At 60.6% G+C, this 18,640-nt stretch carries 18 protein-coding genes and 1 pseudogene; 11 read left to right on the forward strand and 8 right to left on the reverse strand.

Going from position 1 to position 18,640, the window contains the following annotated elements; translation table 11 throughout:
* Positions 1-72: 72 nt before the first annotated feature.
* From PL597_RS07860 to PL597_RS07885, 6 genes are all read left to right on the forward strand, one after another.
* Positions 73-858: an ABC transporter permease gene (locus PL597_RS07860; protein WP_271364900.1), complete on the forward strand. Its 786-nt coding sequence runs from the start codon at positions 73-75 to the stop codon at positions 856-858.
* Entirely contained in the window at positions 855-1,805 is a 951-nt protein-coding gene (locus tag PL597_RS07865; protein ID WP_271364901.1) for an ABC transporter substrate-binding protein, read from the forward strand. Before PL597_RS07860 ends, PL597_RS07865 begins: the two co-directional genes overlap by 4 nt.
* Complete coding sequence (locus tag PL597_RS07870) at positions 1,802-2,536, forward strand: hydroxyethylthiazole kinase (RefSeq protein WP_142911890.1); 735 nt, start codon at positions 1,802-1,804, stop codon at positions 2,534-2,536. The genes PL597_RS07865 and PL597_RS07870 overlap by 4 nt, the downstream gene beginning before the upstream one ends.
* Complete coding sequence (gene thiE, locus PL597_RS07875; protein ID WP_142911891.1) at positions 2,529-3,191, forward strand: thiamine phosphate synthase; 663 nt, start codon at positions 2,529-2,531, stop codon at positions 3,189-3,191. Before PL597_RS07870 ends, thiE begins: the two co-directional genes overlap by 8 nt.
* Positions 3,188-3,985 carry a bifunctional hydroxymethylpyrimidine kinase/phosphomethylpyrimidine kinase gene (gene thiD, locus PL597_RS07880; protein ID WP_271364902.1) on the forward strand — a complete coding sequence of 266 codons (798 nt, stop codon included), beginning with the start codon at positions 3,188-3,190 and terminating at the stop codon, positions 3,983-3,985. The genes thiE and thiD overlap by 4 nt, the downstream gene beginning before the upstream one ends.
* Before the next feature lie 130 nt (positions 3,986-4,115).
* Complete coding sequence (locus PL597_RS07885; RefSeq protein ID WP_142911893.1) at positions 4,116-5,333, forward strand: MFS transporter; 1,218 nt, start codon at positions 4,116-4,118, stop codon at positions 5,331-5,333.
* A 277-nt stretch (positions 5,334-5,610) separates the two neighbouring features.
* On the opposite strand, the pseudogene PL597_RS26310 reads toward PL597_RS07885, so the two are convergent.
* Both PL597_RS26310 and PL597_RS07890 read right to left on the reverse strand, forming a co-directional pair.
* Positions 5,611-5,820: pseudogene (locus tag PL597_RS26310) on the reverse strand (transposase); the annotation flags it as partial.
* Positions 5,821-5,832: 12 nt separating this feature from the next.
* Positions 5,833-6,261, reverse strand: a complete 429-nt coding sequence (locus PL597_RS07890) for a hypothetical protein (RefSeq protein WP_271364903.1) — start codon at positions 6,259-6,261, stop codon at positions 5,833-5,835.
* Between the two features lie 178 nt (positions 6,262-6,439).
* Here PL597_RS07890 and PL597_RS07895 point away from each other — a divergent pair, with 178 nt between their 5' ends.
* A complete protein-coding gene (locus PL597_RS07895) occupies positions 6,440-6,685 on the forward strand; it encodes a hypothetical protein (RefSeq protein ID WP_271364904.1) in 246 nt (81 codons plus the stop codon).
* A gap of 200 nt (positions 6,686-6,885) precedes the next feature.
* On the opposite strand, the gene PL597_RS07900 is transcribed toward PL597_RS07895, so the two are convergent.
* Positions 6,886-7,344, reverse strand: coding sequence for an Lrp/AsnC family transcriptional regulator (locus tag PL597_RS07900; RefSeq protein WP_003500727.1), 459 nt, complete (start codon positions 7,342-7,344; stop codon positions 6,886-6,888).
* A gap of 127 nt (positions 7,345-7,471) precedes the next feature.
* Between PL597_RS07900 and alr the strand changes: the two genes are divergently transcribed.
* Both alr and PL597_RS07910 read left to right on the forward strand, forming a co-directional pair.
* Entirely contained in the window at positions 7,472-8,638 is a 1,167-nt protein-coding gene (gene alr, locus PL597_RS07905; RefSeq protein WP_271364905.1) for an alanine racemase, read from the forward strand.
* Positions 8,639-8,645: 7 nt separating this feature from the next.
* Positions 8,646-9,902: a D-amino acid dehydrogenase gene (locus PL597_RS07910; RefSeq protein WP_271364906.1), complete on the forward strand. Its 1,257-nt coding sequence runs from the start codon at positions 8,646-8,648 to the stop codon at positions 9,900-9,902.
* 49 nt (positions 9,903-9,951) lie between these two features.
* Here the strand turns inward: PL597_RS07910 and PL597_RS07915 are convergent, their stop codons facing one another.
* Positions 9,952-10,662: a GntR family transcriptional regulator gene (locus PL597_RS07915; RefSeq protein ID WP_077984326.1), complete on the reverse strand. Its 711-nt coding sequence runs from the start codon at positions 10,660-10,662 to the stop codon at positions 9,952-9,954.
* 179 nt (positions 10,663-10,841) lie between these two features.
* On the opposite strand from PL597_RS07915, the gene PL597_RS07920 reads away from it, so the two are divergent.
* Positions 10,842-11,354, forward strand: a complete 513-nt coding sequence (locus PL597_RS07920; RefSeq protein ID WP_271364907.1) for a BA14K family protein — start codon at positions 10,842-10,844, stop codon at positions 11,352-11,354.
* Between the two features lie 89 nt (positions 11,355-11,443).
* On the opposite strand, the gene PL597_RS07925 is transcribed toward PL597_RS07920, so the two are convergent.
* Together PL597_RS07925 and PL597_RS07930 are read right to left on the reverse strand one after the other, a co-directional pair.
* Positions 11,444-12,808, reverse strand: a complete 1,365-nt coding sequence (locus PL597_RS07925) for a sigma-54-dependent transcriptional regulator (protein WP_271364908.1) — start codon at positions 12,806-12,808, stop codon at positions 11,444-11,446.
* Between the two features lies 1 nt (position 12,809).
* Positions 12,810-14,651 (reverse strand): sensor histidine kinase, encoded by a 1,842-nt coding sequence (locus PL597_RS07930; protein ID WP_271364909.1) that lies wholly within the window; start codon positions 14,649-14,651, stop codon positions 12,810-12,812.
* Positions 14,652-14,887: 236 nt separating this feature from the next.
* Here PL597_RS07930 and PL597_RS07935 point away from each other — a divergent pair, with 236 nt between their 5' ends.
* Complete coding sequence (locus PL597_RS07935) at positions 14,888-16,234, forward strand: dicarboxylate/amino acid:cation symporter (protein WP_271364910.1); 1,347 nt, start codon at positions 14,888-14,890, stop codon at positions 16,232-16,234.
* A gap of 116 nt (positions 16,235-16,350) precedes the next feature.
* Here PL597_RS07935 and PL597_RS07940 read toward each other — a convergent pair whose 3' ends face one another.
* Positions 16,351-17,703: an aspartate aminotransferase family protein gene (locus PL597_RS07940; protein WP_142911902.1), complete on the reverse strand. Its 1,353-nt coding sequence runs from the start codon at positions 17,701-17,703 to the stop codon at positions 16,351-16,353.
* Positions 17,704-17,739: 36 nt separating this feature from the next.
* Positions 17,740-18,474: an SDR family NAD(P)-dependent oxidoreductase gene (locus PL597_RS07945; RefSeq protein ID WP_162520330.1), complete on the reverse strand. Its 735-nt coding sequence runs from the start codon at positions 18,472-18,474 to the stop codon at positions 17,740-17,742.
* Positions 18,475-18,640 lie beyond the last annotated feature (166 nt).

The raw sequence follows: 18,640 nt of genomic DNA on the forward strand, positions 1-18,640 counted from the left end.
TCTGGAGACGAGTGACGATGCTGAAACCTTCCGCCCTTCGCACACGGTGCGTCTGCGTCTGAGGTCCGGCTCATGCGTGCCACCCATGCACTGAACGGAGTCGGTCTTCTGCTGGTTTTCTGGCAGGCGGGAACGTGGCTGTTTTCACCGCCCCGCTATATCCTGCCATCGCCCGCCGATGTCGCTGGCGCGTTCTGGCGTCAGCCGGGCTTTCTGTTCGGGCAGGCACTGGTAACGCTCGGCGAAATGGCCCTCGGGCTTGTGGCGGGCGTCGCCGGCGGCATTGTCGTCGCCTTCACCATTGCCGCCATCCCGCGCCTCGGCCGCCTCGTCTGGCCCATGGTTCTGGTGTTGCAAGCCTTTCCGGTCTTCGTGCTCGCCCCCATCCTCGTCCTCTGGTTCGGTTTCGGCATGGCTTCGAAAGTGGTCATGACGGCTATCATCATATTCTTCCCCGTCGCCTCCGCTTTCACGGATGGCCTTAACCGCACCGATCGCGCCGTCCTCGACGCCGCCTCGCTGACTGAGGCTAGCCACTGGCAGATCCTTACCCGGTTGCGTGCGCCGCTGGCGTTGCCCTCGCTGATTTCAGGCCTCAGGGTCGCCGCGCCGCTTGCCCCGCTCGGCGCCGTCATCGGCGAATGGGTGGGCGCATCGGCCGGGCTCGGGTTTGTGATGATCCAGTCCAATGCCCGCATGCAGACCGACACCATGTTCGCCGCCATGACCATTCTGGCCGTCATGGCGGTGCTGCTGCGGCTCGTCGTCGACTTATCGACAGTCCATCTGGCTCCCTGGGCCAAGGAAACAGAACACACCATTCCTTTCAGATACTTGCGGAGACTTTCGGCACCATGAAACGAACTCTTCTTTCCCTCGTCGTCGCAGCGGCAAGCGTACTAGCACCCATGCAATCTGAGGCGGCCGACAAGCTCACCATATTGCTCGAATGGTTCGTGAACCCGGATCATGCGCCGATGGTGATCGCCAGGGAACGCGGCCTGTTTGCCGATGCCGGGCTGGAGGTGGAACTGGTTCCGCCCGCAGACCCCTCCGCCGTGCCGCGCCTCGTCTCGGCAAAGCAGGCCGATATCGGCGTGCATTACCAGCCGAACCTCTATCTCGATCACGACGCCGGCCTGCCGCTCGTGCGTTTCGGTACGCTGGTCGAAACCCCGCTCAACACTGTCACCGTTTTGGCCGATGGTCCGATCAAGAGCCTGAAGGACCTGAAAGGCAAGAAGGTCGGCTTTTCCGTTTCCGGCTTCGAAGACGCCATGCTGAAGCGCATGCTGGAAAAGGACGGGCTGACGAAGGACGATGTCGAACTCGTCAACGTCAACTTCTCGCTTTCGCCGTCGCTGATCGCCGGCAAGGTGGATGCCACGCTGGGTGGCTTCCGCAATTTCGAGCTGACGCAGATGAAGCTAGAGGGACATGAAGGCCGCTCCTTCTTCCCGGAGGAACATGGCGTGCCGGCCTATGACGAGCTGATCTTCGTCACCCATCGCGATCTCGTAAAAGACGGCCGCCTGCCGCGTTTCCTCTCCGCGGTGGAACAGGCAGCGATCTTCATCACCAACCACCCGCAGGAAGCCTGGCAGCTTTTCATCAAGGCCTATCCGAACCTTGATGACGCGCTGAACAAACAGGCCTTCTTCGATACGCTGCCGCGCTTCGCCAAGCGCCCCGCCGCACTCGACCGCGCGCGTTACGCCCGTTTCGGGGCTTTCATGCAGGAGATGCAGCTGATCAAGCAGGCGCCGGCGGCGGACGACATTGCCGTGGAACTGCAACAGCCATGACCAGGACTTATCCAACAGCAACAAAGGCCGCCGACATACTGGAGCGCGTGCGCAACACGCGCCCGCGCGTGCATTGCCTGATGAACACCGTGGTGCAGAAATTCACCGCAGACGGCATCACCGTCGTCGGCGGCATTCCTTCCATGACCACCTCGCTCGAGGAAATCGAGAGTTTCGTGGCCAAGGCAGATGCGCTGACTGTCAATCTCGGCACGCTGGATGCAGAACGGCGCAAGGTCATCCGGCTGGCGATCGAGATCGCCAATGCATCCGGCAAGCCGTGGATCGTCGACCCCGTGCATTGCGACTACTCACCGACGCGGCTGGAGTTCGCGCGCGAACTCATCGCACTTTCCCCGACTATCGTGCGCGGTAATCACGCCGAAATGAGCCTGATCGGCGATGTGTCTGATGTGGTGAGGATCGAGACCGGGCCTGTGGATCACCTCGGCGACACAACCCGCAGCGTCAGGATCGTCAACGGCCATCCGTGGATGGCGAAGGTGACGGGAACGGGCTGCCTTTCGGGCGGCGTCATCGCCGCCTTCATGGCGGTGGAAAAGGACGCGTTGACAGCGGCCGCCGCCGCCCTTGCCGTCACCGGCGTTTCCGCCGAACTTGCGGCCAAGCACGCCGGAGGCCCCGGCACCTTCGAACCGGCGTTTCTCGATGCGCTTTCCGAGATTTCCGCCGGGGACGTCACAAATCACGCGAGGATAGAGCATGAATAAGGTTGATTACCGCCTCAACGCGCTGGTCGACGCAAGCCTTAGCGATGTCGCGCCGCTGCCGGAGCTTGCTCTGGCAGCCGCACTCAATGGCGCGACTATTCTGCAATATCGCGACAAGCACGGCTCGACGCGGGAGATGATCGAAAACGCCCGCACCATTCATGAGGCCATCGCCGGCACCGGCGTGCCGCTGGTCATCAACGACCGGGTGGATGTGGCCCTCGCCTCGGGCGCCGATGGAGTGCATCTCGGCGCCGACGACATGGACGCCAAAACCGCAAGGCGCATTCTCGGCGAAAAGGCGATCATCGGCCTCACCGTCAAGAATCGCACTGATGCCGAACGGGCAGCCTCAATGCCCGTCGATTATGCTTGCATCGGCGGCGTGTTCGAAACCGTTTCCAAGGTCAATCCGGACAAGCCGGTCGGCATAGACGGTTTTACCACGCTGCGCGCCCTTTTGAAGGAGTGGAGGCCGGATATGCCGGTGGGCGCTATCGCCGGAATCGATCTTGCGCGTGTGCCGTCCGTCATCGAGGCGGGCGCAGATGGTGTCGCGGTCATTTCCGCCATTTTCCGCGCGGGCAATATTGCCAGCGCGACCAAGGACTTCCGCTCCGCAATTGACGCCACGCTGAAAGCGAGACAGCCATGACAGCCATTGCATTGACCATTGCCGGTTCCGACAGCGGCGGCGGCGCAGGTATTCAGGCGGATATCAAGACCTTCTCCGCACTCGGCGCCTATGCCGCCAGCGTCATCACTGCCATCACCGCCCAGAACACCAAAGGCGTGACGACGGTCGAGGATGTTTCGGTCGCCACCATTATTGCGCAGATGGATGCGGTATTATCCGATCTCGCCGTCAATGCGGTGAAGATCGGCATGGTATCGCGGATCGAAACCATCGCCGCCATCGCGGAACGGCTCCGGGGGCAATCGCAACCGGTGGTGCTGGACCCGGTCATGGTAGCGACCTCCGGTGACAGGCTGCTGCATGAAGACGCCATCGAGACATTGCGGCGCGACCTGCTGCCGCTCGCGACCATCGTTACGCCGAACCTGCCGGAAGCGGCGCTGCTGACCGGGACCTCCATGGCGAAGACGGATACCGAGATCGCCCAGCAGGCTGAATTGATCCTGAAGGCGGGCACAAAAGCCGTGCTCATCAAGGGCGGCCATGGTGATGGGCCTGAGAGCACGGATTATCTGTTTGCGGATGGCGCCATGCAGGCGCTTTCCGCGCCGAGGGTCGAGACGAAAAACGACCACGGCACCGGCTGCACACTGGCGGCGGCGATTACGGCTCATCTTGCAAAGGGATATGAGTTAAGGGAGGCGGTTGAGCTTTCGAAGGATTATCTGAATGGGGCGCTCGATGCCGGGCGGGGCCTTGCTGTTGGGCACGGGCGGGGGCCAGTGCATCATTTTTATCGGTGGTGGGGGTGATATCGATATGTGGAGCGTGGGGCTTACCCCCATAGGCGCGAACTTCAGGTGACGAATGTGGAATGATTTCCATTGACGATGCCAAGTTACCCTTTAGGCTGCTGGAAACAGTGAAGGGGATCAGCTCGAGATGGCAATGCCGCTTTTGGTTCGTAACCGAAACTATCGCCTGCTTCTCACGGCAGGAACGCTTACAAACCTTGGCGACGGAGTGATTGTTCTGGCGCTGCCTTGGCTCGCTACGCTGATGTCACGCGATCCGCTCGCGATTGCTGCTGTAGCAGCTGCCGGCAGCATGCCTTGGCTGCTGTTTGCACTGCCGTCAGGCGTGATCATTGACCGAACTGACCGCCGCAAGTTGATCGCGCGTGCAGACATGATCCGGGCGGGGATCGTAATTGCTATCATGATGCTCGCTTTGAGCGAGCCGGTGGCCGGGGCTGTGTGGCTGCTGGCCGGCCTCGCCTTTCTTCTCGGCTCTGCCGAGGTAATGCGGGACAACGCTGCTCAAACAATTTTGCCGTCTATTGTCGCACCAGCAGATCTGGAGGTTGCCAATGGTCAGATGTGGAGCGCAGAGCAACTAATGGGCCAGTTCATTGGCCCCCCGCTCGCAGGCGTACTGATCGGGCTGGGTATCGCGGTGCCTTTTGGCCTGGATGCCGCAGCGCTAGTGCTTGCAGCCGGCATGGTCTGGCTCATTACATTGCCACCTCAACTGACGAACTCTGCGCGGTTTTGGCCCGCTTTGGTTGAGGGCATAAACTGGATGCGAAAAGATCGCCTCCTGTTCAGGTTGGCCGTGACCTTGGGAATGGTGAACTTCCTGTTTTCGATGGCGACGACAATCATTATTCTGTTTTCCCAGGAGATTTTGGGGCTGTCTGCCGCCGAGCACGGATTCTTGCTGTCCGTGGCTGCGGCAGGCGCGGTAGCTGGCAGTTTGGGAGCGCCGCTCATCACAAGACGGATTGGCGCGCAGGCGGCGCTATACCTCTCGTTCCTGACATGGGGAATGGCATACGCAGCCATTGGTTTCAGCTCCGCTGCGTGGGTGGTCGGCGCAGCAATTGCCTTGTTTATGGCGGCATCCATGCTTTGGAACGTAATCACCGTGTCATGGCGCCAGCGTCGCATTCCGGCAGAACTGCTGGGGCGTGTAAACAGCATTTACCGCTTCTTCGGCTGGGGATCGATGCCTCTTGGTGCGATCGCTGCTGGGATATTGGTGTCGCTGATCGAGAACGAGGCCGGGCGCGAAATGGCTCTTCGCGGGCCGTTCGTTCTGGCGGCCGTCGGCTACTTAATTTTGTTGGTTTACGCCAGATTGAAGCTGAGACTGCAGTAGGCAGGAGTTGCGGTTGCGCCGTCACGACGCCCTTCTTGCCATACAAGATTGGTTCTGGCGCCGTCGCGGTGGGTCGCAGATATGTCGAACGACATCGGCGAAACGGGTAAGCGTCCGTCCTGGCGACAAACAAACAACGATGACATTCAGAAAATACCTGTCGAAGAAGGCTATGCAGCCGCCACAGCGATATTGAAGTCGTCGAAGCGGTTCGCATGCCCAAAGGGGGAGAGTCGAGAACGTCGTTGACGGCCTCGTCGATCATCAGCGCCAGGATCAGATGGGCCATCAACCAAATTAGCGCGAGCTGGGGGTCTTTGGCGGGAAGCTTGTCGATACCAAGCCCGCTTTTAAGCCGCTTGAAGGCAAGCTCGACCTGCCAGCGCAGACGGTACGTATCGAGGACGACTTCTGCGGTCATTGCGGATGACGGGGGCGAGGTTAGGACCATAATGAATCCCGCGGCCGCCATCGTCGTCGGCTGCATGGTCTGATTGTATCACCGGCGTTGGTGGCCGCGCTTTGCCGTTTTCAGTGCGCGCTCAGCCGCTTCCGCATCCTTTCGTTTTATGATGAGGCGCGCCCGAAAAAGCGGTTTGCCTTTTCCCCGTTGTTTGCGACCGGAATGTTCGACGAAGACATCGATCTTACGGATGTCCCCCATCTTCATAGGCGCGTAAATCGCGTTCCAGTCGACCGGGTTCCCATCCAGGGTGACCAGGCGTATGGAGTGCCATCCGGAGCGGACGATGAAATCAGCGCCGGTGGCAAGCAGCTTTGCCAAAGACGGCGCACGGGCATAAGCGCGGTCTCCGATAAAAATGTCGCCCTCTGTTATAGGCAGCCGGGTGAATGCCTCGCCGCCGTGCGCATCGGATACATCGAGATAGGTGAAGCGCGACCGGGACGGGTCGTAGGCAGCATGCACCCGGAAATCGAATTGGCATCGGCGATACAAAGGCGACGGCTACCAATGGAATGCACGCCCGAGGAAGAGGTTGGCAAAAGGGCACCCGCGATCTCGCCCAACCAATCAGCCGCGCCACGCAAACGCTTCAGCAGGGCGACATCAGAAATCTGTGCAATGTCATTCGAACCAGCCCAAGGTGGCAGCCGAGCGCAAGCTCATTCCTCCAGCGCCGTATGCCGAGGCCAGCCAGACGCAACAGGGTAGCTGCATCGCCAACGCACCGCTTTCTCACAAGAGCATTGGAGGCACGCGCAGTCGCATCCAGATCGATGTGATTATTGATCTTCGATATCAGATTTTGCCAGTCGGCTTCGACGGAAATATTGCTTCGCATCTTCCCTATGAATCACATCTGGATTCCGCCGGTCCAGCCTTAAGTTAGCGCCTATGGGGCTTACCCCCCTCTGTCCTGCCGGACATCTCACCCTCAAGGGGGGATATCGGATGAGGGTTCGGCCTCAGTTCCACGCGCTTTTTTCAGCGTAGTATCCTTGCCTGTTGGATGTATTGAGGAAGCCGCTTGTCGATCTCCCCCCTTGAGGGGGAGATGTCCGGCAGGACAGAGGGGGGTGGCCGCATACACTACCGCGCCTTCGGCGTCGCCAGCACATTCCTGATCGCAAAGCTCGAATGAATGCGCGAAACCCCTGGCAGTTTCGACAGGATTTCCTTGTGAATCCGCTCGAAATCCCCCGCACTTTCCGCCTCGCAGCGCAGGAAATAATCCGATCCTCCTGTCATCAGATAACATTCGCGGATTTCCGGATATCGCCGCACCGCATTTTCGAAACGGTTGAGAAAATCCTCCGTCTGGCGGTCGAGCGTAATCTGCACGATGACCGAAATCACCTCGCCGCCAGCAAGGCCGCTGGTCAGCGCCGTATAACCGCGGATGATCCCTTCCCGCTCGAGAATATCGACGCGGCGAAGGCAGGCGGACGCAGATAGCCCGACTTCTGCTGCCAGTTTCGCATTGCTGATGCGGGCATTGAGCCGAAGCAGACGGATGATATGGCGGTCAGTCGCATCGAGTGACGACATAGGAAATTCCAATAATGAGAGTAAAATTGCTCTATTATGTAATTTGTCGCATATTATTCGAATAATTGCCAAGAAATTCGACAATCATTGCAATACCCTCATGGGATAAAAATGAGGGTGAACGACCATGGACATGCAGATCAGCCGCCAGCAGGCAGCCGGTGGTGCAAGCGGCCAGCTGACCATCGATCTCGGCGCATTGCGGGACAACTACCTTAGCCTTGCCGCCCTGGCCCCCGCATCGCAAACGGCGGCGGTCGTGAAGGCCGATGCCTATGGCCTCGGCGCGGATATCGTCTCACAGACCCTGTTCGAGGCGGGTTGCCGGAATTTTTTCGTCGCCCACATCGACGAGGCGCTAGCACTCAGGATCCGGCTTTCGGCAGAAGCGCAGATTTTTGTCCTCAATGGTCTGCAGCCCGGCAACGAGACCTCCTGCGCCGCCATGGCCATCACACCGGTTCTGAACTCGCTGGAACAGATCGCCCAATGGTCAGGCCATGCCAGAAAGCTCGGCAAGACACTCACCGCCGCCGTCCAGATCGATACCGGCATGTGCCGCCTTGGGCTCTCCCCCGAAGAGCTTGAAATCCTCTCCGCCCAGCCGCAGCTGCTCGATGGAATTGAAATCGCCTTCGTCATGAGCCATCTCGCCTGTGCCGACGAGCCGGATCATGTTTCCAATGCCGCGCAGCTCGCCGTGATGCGCAAGGCCGCAACCGCCTTTCCCGAGACGCCGGTCTGCTTTTCCAATTCGGGCGGTATTTTTCTCGGCAACGACTATCATAATGCTTTGCTGCGTCCCGGCATCGCACTTTATGGCGGTGCGCCTTCCGCTGCTAATCCCAACCCGATGAAGCCGGTCGTCCGTCTCGATCTCGCCGTCATCCAGACCCGCACCGTTCCCGCCGGCTCGCTCGTCGGTTACGGCGGCTCTTTCACGGCGAGCGGTCCGACGCGGCTGGCAACCATCGCCGCCGGTTATGCCGATGGCCTGCCGCGCTCGCTCAGCAATCGCGGCGCGGCGTGGTATAATGGCGTGCGTCTGCCGATTGTCGGGCGCGTTTCGATGGACAGCATCATTCTCGACATATCCGCCCTGCCCGAGGCAACATTGACGCAGGGCAGTCTCGTGCAGATGATTGGGCCGGACCAGACACTGGAAGACATTGCCGAGGATGCGGGCACGATTGCCTATGAAATCCTGACCAGCCTCGGCCGCCGTTACCGCCGCAGCTATATTCAGCCGGGCATAACCCCGACAACCGCTTCAATATCAGCCAATCACAAGTGAGACGATCATGAACGTCACTATCCTCGGAGCCGGCGTCGTCGGCGTGACATCTGCCTGGTATCTGGCCAAAGCCGGACACAAGGTGACGGTGATTGACCGCCAGCCGGCCGCAGCGCTCGAAACCAGCTTTGCCAATGCCGGCGAGGTTTCCCCCGGTTATTCATCGCCCTGGGCTGCCCCCGGCATTCCGATGAAGGCGATGAAATGGCTGTTCATGAAACATGCACCGCTGATCATTCGCCCAACCGCCGACCCGGCCGCCTGGCGCTGGATGAGCCAGATGCTGCGCAACTGCACCTCGGCGCGTTACGCCATCAACAAAAGCCGCATGGTGCGCGTTGCCGAATATAGCCGCGATTGCCTGATGGCGCTTCGCGAAGAGACCGGCATCGAATATGACCAGCGCATGCAGGGCACGCTGGAGGTGTTCCGCACCCAGAAACAGTTCGACGCCATCGGCAAGGATGTGGACGTGCTGACGGCGGGCGGCGTGCCTTTCGAGATTCTCGACCGCGACGGCTGCGCCGCCATCGAACCCGGCCTTGCCCCCGCCAAGGAAAAGATCGTTGGCGGCCTGCGTTTGCCGGGCGACGAGACCGGCGATTGCTTCATGTTCACGACTGAACTTGCCCGCATGGCAGAAGAAGCCGGCGTTACCTTCCTTTACGATACCGGCATCATGCGCCCCATCGTTGAAGCAGGACGCATCAAGGCCGTGGAAACCACCCGGGGGCTGGTGGAGGCCGATATTTTCGTCGCCGCACTCGGCAGCTATTCGCCGCAATTCCTGCGCCAGCTTGGCCTTACTCTGCCGGTTTACCCGGTCAAGGGTTACTCCATCACGGTTCCAATCGTGAAAGAGGAGCGCGCGCCCGTTTCCACGGTCATGGACGAGGCGTTCAAGGTGGCGATCACCCGTCTCGGCTCACGCGTCCGGGCCGGCGGCATGGCGGAGATTGCCGGTTTCAGCAAGGATTTGCCGGCCGCACGCCAGGAAACGCTCGCCCATTCGGTGGAAGACCTGTTCGGCGGCGCCGGCGATCAGAACCAGGCGAAATTCTGGTGCGGCCTGCGCCCGATGACGCCCGATGGCACGCCTGTCATCGGCGCCACCCGCTACAGCAATCTCTATCTCAATACCGGCCACGGCACGCTCGGCTGGACAATGTCCTGCGGCTCGGCCCGGGTGCTTGCCGACCTGATCAGCGGGAACAAGCCGGAGATCGATACACACGACCTGGCCATCAGCCGCTACGCCGCCTGAGGCGGAACAGAAAAGCCCCTTCCCGCCGGCAAGGCGGGACAGGCGGCGATCAAAGCGCCAGCGCGTCCCTGAGCGCCAACCCTTCCTTCATGCGAAGGTCGAGATCGGCTTCGATGTGGTCGAGGTGCCGCAGCATCAGCGCACGGGCTTTTGCCGCATCCTTCGCCTCCAGCGCATCCAGAAGGTCGGCATGGTCATTATGGCCGCAGCTAGAGACACCCGAGCGACCGTAAAGCGCAATGACCAGCGATGAACGGGCCACCAGCTCATCCATGAATTTCTCGAGAATGGCATTGCCGGCAAGCGCGGCGAGCATCAGGTGAAAATCGCCCGACGCCTTGATCTCCGCACGTCTGGCGGTGGGGCCGCGCTCAAGCTGGTGGCGGCTTTCCTCGACCAGATGTTCCCTCAGCTTCTTCGCCGCCGCAGGGGTGATTTTTTCTATCGCCGCATCCACCACGCCGGGTTCGATCAGCCGGCGCGAGGCAAAAACCTGTCGCGCCTCATCCGGCGTCGGGTTGGATACGAAGGCGCCCCGGTTTCGCTCTGCCTTGACCAGCCCCTCATAGGCCAGCATCTGAAGCGCTGCCCGCACCACCGTGCGGCTCACCTCGAACAGGGTTCCGACTTCCGCTTCCGACAGTTTTGTCCCCGGCGCAAGCCGCCGGTCGACAATGGCGTCACGCAGCGTATCACGAATGGCCTGTGCCCGGTCTTCATGCGAGGAATCGGGATTGACGGTTATGTGGGAAAGGCTCATCTGTGCGTCCTGTTTGCTCTTGAGTTCTAGCGCGAAGTACGGCGCGCGCAAACAGGAATTGCGGGCCGCCGCCTGTCCGCCACAATTCATTCAGCGCCCGTTCAGCAGCCGGGCTGTATTTCCTTAACCATTGAATTTGCAGCTGGCAGCGCCCTGCCACTTGGATGGAAGAAAACACCATGTCGTCCTTCGCAGCTAAAACAGTTCTGACAATCGCTGTCGCCGCCGCTACCATTGCTCCCTTCAGCAGCGCATACGCCGGCGACTGGGATCGCCACGACCGTCGCGATGCCGCCATTCTGGGTGGCGTCCTCGGTCTTGCCGCCGGTGTCGCCGTTGGCTCGGCAATGGCGCGCCCGGCGCCGGTGGACGATGAGCGCGTCTATATCGACCCGCCCCGTCGTTATGAGCCGAGCTACGTGTATGAAGAGCCGGATTATCGCTATTATCAGCCGGCACCGCAGCCGGTTTATCGCCCCGCTCCGGTCTATCGTCCGGCACCGGTTTACCGCGCCCAGCCGGTCTATGACACCAATCCCGGTTATTACCAGCCGCGCCGGACCTACCGTACCATCGAGCCTTGGACAAATGCCTGGTACGATTATTGCTCGCAGCGCTATCGCAGCTTCAACAGCCGGTCCGGCACCTATGTCGGTAACGACGGTCAGCGCCATTTCTGCGTAGCGGGTTGATCGGGAAGACCGCCAACATAAATACTCCCGTTATTGTCAGGCCGCGGACAGAAACGTCCGCGGCTTTTCCATGAGCGCCCCGCGCTCCCTCACGCCGTACCGCTCTTCACATAATCCGCCCGATTAATGCCGTGGCGCTGCAGCTTGTCGTAAAAGGTCTTGCGGGCGATGCCGAGCGTTGCGATGGTTTCCGCCACGTCTCCGTTCGACTGCTCCAGCGTTTCACGGATGATATTGGCCTCGATCTCGTCCATGCGCTCCGGCAGGGTGCCGGAAGCGGGAATAGCGGATTGCGAAGCGGAGGTAGCCGCCGGTTCCGCCTCCAGGCCCAGCACCACCCTTTCGGCGAAATGCCCGAGTTCCCGGACATTGCCCGGCCAGTCGTGCTCCTGAAGCCGGCGGGACGTGCCGGCGCTGATTTGTGGCACCGGCATGTTGAAGCGGTTGGCAGCCTTGGTGACGAAATGGGAAAACAGGAGTGGAATATCCGCCTTGCGTTCGCGCAGGGGCGGAATGGACAAGGTCACCACGTTCAGCCGGTAATAGAGATCCTCGCGGAAGCTGCCGCGCTCGGCCGGATCGCCGAGATCGACCTTGGCCGCCGCCACCACGCGAATATCGACCGGCCTTTCCTCGTTTGAACCCAACGGCGAAACTTCACGCATTTCCAGAACACGCAGCATCTTCACCTGAACGGCAAGCGGCATGCTTTCGATCTCGTCAAGAAACAGCGTACCGCCGCTCGAATGTTCGATGCGGCCGACACGCTTTTTCTGCGCACCGGTAAAAGCCCCCGGCTCATGACCAAAAAGCTCGCTTTCGATCACCGTCTCTGGCAGCGCACCGCAATTCAGCGCCACGAAATTGCCCTTCGCGCGCTTCTTGCTCCAGCGATGCAACGCCGTTGCCACCACTTCCTTGCCGCTGCCCGTCTCGCCCGCCACCAGCACATCCACATCCGTATCGGCTATGTGGCGAAGCGTGGTGCGCAGGCGCTCCATGGCGGGCGTCTGCCCGATCAGCGGCAGATCGTCTTCCGCCTGTCCCACCGCCCGGCGAAGCGCCCGATTTTCCAGCACGAGGCGGCGTTTTTCCAGCGCCCGGCGCGCGCTTTCCACCATGCGTTCAGCGGGAAAGGGTTTGGCGATGAAATCATAGGCGCCATTGTGAAGTGCATCGACGGCCATCGGCACATCGCCATGGCCGGTGATGAGGATGACCGGCAGGTCGGCATCGATCTTGCGGACATGGTCGAAAAATTCCAGCCCGGTCATGCCGGGCATGCGCACATCGGTGATGATGATGCCGTCAAAATCTTCGCTCAGGGCCGCAAGCGCCTGCTCGGCGCGGGAAAAGGAAGTAACCGGCAATCCATCGAGTTCCAGCGTCTGCACCATCGCTTTGCGCAATTGGGAATCGTCGTCCACCAGGAATATGGTTCCATCCACCGTCATGTCATGCTCGCTTCAGAAATACGGAAAAACATGTGCCCGCCTCGCTGCTCGCCACCTCGATACGCCCGCCATAATCCGAAGCAATATCGTTGGAGATGACGAGACCGAGGCCGAGACCGCTTTCCTTTGATGTGTTGAAGGGCGAGAAAAGCTGGGCGCGGATGGCCTCCGGAATGCCGGTGCCATTATCGCTGACCGAAATCACGATCATGTCGCTCTCCTCCCGCACCCGCACCTCGACACGCGCCGTCTCAATCGTTTCCGTGGCTTCCAGCGCGTTTTGCAGGAGGTTGATGAGGATTTGTTCGAGCCTGATACGGCTGCCGAGCACCTTCAGATCCTGATCCGGCAGGGCGATATCCAGCGCATCCATCTGCCCGGAGAAACGGCTGCGCAACAGCACGACCGCACCTTCGATGACAAGTCTGACATTCACGGGTTCGGCGGCGGTGCGGCCCTTGCGCGCCAGTATCTTGAGGTCGGTGGTGATCGTGCCGATACGCTCGGTGAGAGCGGCGATATCTTCAAGATTTTCATTGGCTTCGGCCAGACGATCGCGTTTCAGCAACGTGCGGGCATTATCGGCGAAAGCCCGGATGGTCGCCACCGGCTGGTTGATTTCATGCGCCACGCCCGCCGCCACCTGGCCCAGAATGGAAAGACGGTTGGCCTGCACCAGCTCGTGCTGCACATTGCGTAACTCGCCGGTGGTCTTTTCATGCAGGGTAATTTCGGCCTGTAGATGATCGCGTGTTTTCGTCAGGTCGCGGGTGCGCTCCTGCACCTTCATTTCCAGCTCCGCGCGGGCGCGTTGCTCCTCTTCTTTTTCCTTGAGCGCCTTGTGCCTGCGCCACAGCCAAAGGGCCGAAAGCGCCATCAGCGGCATCAGCGTCGCCAGCGCCACCACCCTGCCCTCACGAATTATGGCGTTCAGCGTCGGCGCCACAGGCTGGAGATAATGCAGCGTCCATGATGTCGTCGGCACCGGCACTTCCAGCCGCAGATAATCGCCACGCGCACTCCCCGGTTCATCGACATGAATGAGCGGAACGCCCTCGCTCGCTCGCCGCGCTGCGCGAAACGGCAGCGTTGAAAGCGCCTCATTGCCGAATTGCAGGCTCTCGGAAATGATTTTCCGCTGCGCCTCGTCAATAGGTGCGACGGTCTTGAAGCGCCATTCCGGCACGCTGGTCATCAACACGACGCCGTTTCTGTCGACCACATAGACCGGTTTGCCTCCGATGTTCCAGTCGGTCTCAAGCCGATTGAACTCAACCTTGGCAATGACGACGCCAAGCGGCCGCCCGTCGGCGGCATCGATGCGGCGGGAGATATAAAGACCCGGTCGGCGGCTGACATTGCCAAGCGCATAATGTTCGGACATGCCGGTCTTCATCGCCGCCTGGAAATATTCGCGGAAAGCATAATTGGAGCCGACAAAGCTGTCGTCCTGCCGCCAGTTACTCGACGCGATGGTCAGCCCGGTCGGGCCGGTGACATAGATCACCGAGGACTGCGTGCCTTCGATCAGGCCTTCCAGCTTGCGGTTAAGACGGTCGAGTGCGGGTGGACCGCCGCCATCAAGCGCAGCGGCGAGATCCGGATCACCGGAGAGCACCAGCGGAATGGCGCGCGGCCGCTCCAGCGCGACATTCAGGAGCGCGATCTTCAGTTCGGCATCCGTGGCGGCCTCGGAACCGGCCATGCGCAGCGCCTGATTGCGGGCGAACTCATCGGCCACCAGCAGAACGCCAAGACTGACGAGCAACCACAGGCCCGCCAGCGCCAGCCATTGCGCCCGTCGCTTCGCCTGGGAATGAGGTGCCTGATCCTGATAGGTCATGGGATGATTGTGCGGATTTACGCACAGACATCAAGATATTTTGTCCGGAATTCCGCACAAATGGCCGTGAGCCAGCGAGGCTTCAATAAAAACTACTTTTGAAATCAGTCAGTTACAGCAAATAATCAAGTCTGGCATGCGTATTGCACATGACTCCGCAATCGGCGCGACGCCGTCAACGACACGGCGATCCCGGGAGGCCAATCAAGGCAGGGTGAGGCCGAGGAGGAAAAAACATGATCGATACGACAGCCGTGGCCGCAGGCCACGCCAAGCAGCCATTCTACAAGCACCTGTATTTTCAGGTTCTGGTGGCCATCATCGCCGGTATCGCACTCGGCCATTTTTACCCGACTTTCGGCGAACAGCTGAAGCCGCTCGGCGACGGCTTTATCCGCCTCGTCAAGATGATCATCGCCCCCGTCATTTTCCTCACCGTCGCAACCGGCATCGCCGGCATGAACGACATGAAGAAGGTTGGACGTGTGGCCGGCAAGGCGATGATCTACTTCCTGGTGTTCTCCACGCTCGCGCTTATCGTTGGCCTCATCGTCGCCAATACCGTGCAGCCGGGCGCCGGCATGAACATCGATCCTTCGACGCTGGATGCCAAGGCCGTCGCGACCTACGCCGACAAGGCCCATGAGCAGACCATCACCGGCTTCCTGATGAACATCATTCCGACGACCATCGTCGGCGCGTTCGCCAGCGGCGATATCCTGCAGGTGCTGTTCTTCTCGGTGCTCTTCGGCATCGCGCTTGGCATCGTCGGCGAAAAGGGCAAGCCCGTCACCGATTTCATGCACGCCCTCATGTACCCGATCTTCAAGCTGGTCGCGATCCTGATGAAGGCCGCCCCCATCGGCGCTTTCGGCGCGATGGCCTTCACCATCGGCAAATACGGCATCTCGTCGGTTACCAACCTCGCCATGCTGATCGGCACCTTCTACATCACGTCCGCACTGTTTGTGTTCGTAGTCCTCGGCGCTGTCTGCCGCTATAACGGCTTCTCCATCGTCGCGCTTATCCGCTACATCAAGGAAGAACTGCTGCTGGTTCTCGGCACCTCGTCTTCGGAAGCCGCCCTGCCGGGCCTGATGAGCAAGATGGAAAAGGCAGGCTGCAAGCGCTCCGTCGTTGGCCTCGTCATCCCCACCGGTTATTCTTTCAACCTTGACGGCACCAACATCTACATGACGCTGGCCGCCCTCTTCATCGCACAGGCGACTAGTATCCACCTCTCCTTCGGCGAACAGATCCTGCTGCTGCTCGTGGCCATGCTCTCCTCCAAGGGCGCTGCGGGCATCACCGGCGCGGGCTTCATTACGCTTGCGGCAACCCTCTCCGTCGTACCTTCGGTTCCCGTCGCCGGCATGGCGCTGATCCTCGGCATCGACCGCTTCATGTCGGAATGCCGTGCGCTCACCAACTTCGTCGGCAATGCAGTCGCCACAATCGTCGTCGCCCGCTGGGAAGGAGAACTGGATCAGGAGCAGCTCGCCCGCGTGCTGAGCGGCAAGGAAGAGTTCACCGGCATCGCCGATGTGGATCAGCTTCCGGCATCGGTCCAGCCGGCCGAATAACACGACCTCCCAAGGTCCTGCCTGTCCCGGTTTTCCCGGGCAGGCAAATACAGAGAGCCCGGAGCATCTTGCGATACTCCGGGCTTTTGCGTTGCGGGACTCCAAACCGTGCAGTGTCAGCCTTTCGCGGCCGACGCCTTATCGAGACCGCGCCTTACGCCGGCGAACAGATCGTCCAGCTGCTCGGCCGTGATGATCAGCGGCGGGCAGAAGCAGATGGCTTCACCGATCGGCCGGGTGATGACACCTTCGCTTTCGATAGCCGCGGCCAGCGCCAGCGTCGTATCGCCCGGTTTCATGCCCTCCCACGGCTTCACCTCCAGCGCGCCGATCAGGCCGATACCGCGCGAGGAATGAATGAGCGGGTGATCGGCCAGCGCCTTCAGATGACTGAGGAACTTGCCCTCCAGCCGGGCGACATTCCCGACCAGATCGCGCTCCTGAATGATCTTCAGGTTTTCCAGTCCCACAGCCGTCGCGACGGGATGGCCGGAGGCGGTGTAACCATGGCCGAAAGAGCCGATACGGTCGGATTCGTCGGCAATCGGCTGGTAGAAATTGTCGTTCATAATGATCGCCGAAAGCGGCATGTAGGACGACGAAATCTGCTTGGAGACGACAAGCACATCCGGCTCGATGCCATAGGTCTCGCAGGCGAACATCTTGCCGGTTCGACCGAAACCGCAGATCACCTCATCCACCACAAGCAGAATATCGTATTTTTTCAGGATCGCCTGCACGCCCGCCCAATAACCTTCCGGCGGCAAAAGAACGCCGCCCGCGCCCATGACCGGCTCGCCCCAGAAAGCGGCAATCGTTTCGGGGCCTTCGCGGAGGATCAGATCCTCAAGCTCTTTCAGGATGCGCGCGGTGAAATCCCCCTCGCTTTCCCCTTCCTTTCCAAAATGCACATAGGAGGGGCAGGCCGTATGCAGCATCCGGTCCAGCGGCAGGTCGAAACTTTCATGGTTGCGCGGCAGGCCGGTAATCGAGGCCGAGGCGATGGTTACGCCATGATACCCCTTGATGCGGCCGATGATCTTTTTCTTGTCTCGCCTGCCCAGCGCATTCGAGCGATACCAGACCATCTTGGCGACGAGATCGTTTGCCTCGGAGCCGGAGGAGGTGAAATGCACCTTGGACATCGGCACCGGTGAAAGCTCGATCAGCAACTCGGCGAGATCGACCGACGGGCCGTGAGTCTTATAGGAAAAGGTATGGTAATAGGGCAGCTTCTGCATCTGCTTCGTTGCCGCTTCCACCAGCCGCTGCTCACCGAAGCCGAGCGCCACCGACCACAGCCCCGCCATCGCCTCGATATAGCGCTTGCCGCTGCTGTCGGTGACATAGATGCCCTCACCGCTCTCGATCACCAGACCGCCGGTCTTTTCGAATTTGCGCAGATTGACGTTCGGATGCATCTGATAGGCGATATCGCGTGCCTCGACGGAATTCGGCAGGATGGTCATCGATAAAGGCTCCATTTTTGGTTGATGCTCGGCGCGTCAGACGTGCTGGCCGCCATTGATGTGAATTTCCGCGCCGTTGATGTAGCTCGACTGTTCCGAGCAGAGGAAATAGATGGTCTGCGCCACCTCGGCCGTGGTGCCGAGCCGCCCAAGCGGCACCTGGGCTTCCACCAGTTCGGCCGTTCCGGGCGAAAGGATGGCGGTGTTGATCTCGCCCGGCGCAATCGCATTGGCGCGCACGCCGCGCGGGCCGAACTCATGCGCCAGTTCGCGTGTCAGCGCCGCAAGCGCCGCCTTCGACGTGGCATAAGCCACGCCGGCAAAAGGATGCACCCGTGAGCCGACAATCGATGTGACGTTGACGATGGAACCCTTTGCCGCTTCCAATTCCGGCAAAAGCGCGCGGGCGAGCAGCGCCGTCGAAACGAGATTGACGTTCAGCACCCGCGTCCAGATTTCCGCCGTCGTATCCATGACACCGAGGCGGCTACCGCCCTCCCCCTTCGGCGAAATTCCGGCATTGTTGACAAGCGCCGCAAGCTTTCCCTCCGGCAGGCGTGAGCGCACCTCGTTCGCCAGATCGTCAATGCGGGACAGGTCCTCCAGATCGGCCTGAATATGGCTCTCCCGCGCAGACGGCCAACGGCATTCCTCGGAGAAAGGTTGTCGCGATACGGTCAGAATTCTCCAACCTTTTTCCTGAAACAGCTTGACGGTGGCGTGCCCTATTCCGCGGCTGGCGCCGGTCAAAAGCATGAAAGGAACAGCCATATGAGAACTCCTGTGCCGCGCGGGCCGTTGAGCCGGCCGCGCATTCAGCCCGGCATGTTAGAGCGCCGCCACCGGCTGACAAGGTCTTTTTTGTAGCGGCGCGGCGTTGGTGGATCGGCGACGGGCTAATCCCATTTGATGCAAGGCTTTCACCCGAAGGGAATAT

It is taken from the genome of Agrobacterium sp. ST15.13.013, from assembly GCF_027956525.1.
Taxonomy (GTDB): Bacteria; Pseudomonadota; Alphaproteobacteria; order Rhizobiales; family Rhizobiaceae; genus Agrobacterium; species Agrobacterium salinitolerans.

Coding starts and splice junctions, on each gene's coding strand:
- PL597_RS07860 (WP_271364900.1), top strand. CDS start 73: ATGCGTGCCACCCATGCACTGAACGGAGTCGGTCTTCTGCTGGTTTTC.
- PL597_RS07865 (WP_271364901.1), top strand. CDS start 855: ATGAAACGAACTCTTCTTTCCCTCGTCGTCGCAGCGGCAAGCGTACTA.
- PL597_RS07870 (WP_142911890.1), top strand. CDS start 1,802: ATGACCAGGACTTATCCAACAGCAACAAAGGCCGCCGACATACTGGAG.
- thiE (WP_142911891.1), top strand. CDS start 2,529: ATGAATAAGGTTGATTACCGCCTCAACGCGCTGGTCGACGCAAGCCTT.
- thiD (WP_271364902.1), top strand. CDS start 3,188: ATGACAGCCATTGCATTGACCATTGCCGGTTCCGACAGCGGCGGCGGC.
- PL597_RS07885 (WP_142911893.1), top strand. CDS start 4,116: ATGGCAATGCCGCTTTTGGTTCGTAACCGAAACTATCGCCTGCTTCTC.
- PL597_RS07900 (WP_003500727.1), bottom strand. CDS start 7,344: ATGTCGTCACTCGATGCGACTGACCGCCATATCATCCGTCTGCTTCGG.
- alr (WP_271364905.1), top strand. CDS start 7,472: ATGGACATGCAGATCAGCCGCCAGCAGGCAGCCGGTGGTGCAAGCGGC.
- PL597_RS07910 (WP_271364906.1), top strand. CDS start 8,646: ATGAACGTCACTATCCTCGGAGCCGGCGTCGTCGGCGTGACATCTGCC.
- PL597_RS07915 (WP_077984326.1), bottom strand. CDS start 10,662: ATGAGCCTTTCCCACATAACCGTCAATCCCGATTCCTCGCATGAAGAC.
- PL597_RS07920 (WP_271364907.1), top strand. CDS start 10,842: ATGTCGTCCTTCGCAGCTAAAACAGTTCTGACAATCGCTGTCGCCGCC.
- PL597_RS07925 (WP_271364908.1), bottom strand. CDS start 12,808: ATGACGGTGGATGGAACCATATTCCTGGTGGACGACGATTCCCAATTG.
- PL597_RS07930 (WP_271364909.1), bottom strand. CDS start 14,651: ATGACCTATCAGGATCAGGCACCTCATTCCCAGGCGAAGCGACGGGCG.
- PL597_RS07935 (WP_271364910.1), top strand. CDS start 14,888: ATGATCGATACGACAGCCGTGGCCGCAGGCCACGCCAAGCAGCCATTC.
- PL597_RS07940 (WP_142911902.1), bottom strand. CDS start 17,703: ATGACCATCCTGCCGAATTCCGTCGAGGCACGCGATATCGCCTATCAG.
- PL597_RS07945 (WP_162520330.1), bottom strand. CDS start 18,474: ATGGCTGTTCCTTTCATGCTTTTGACCGGCGCCAGCCGCGGAATAGGG.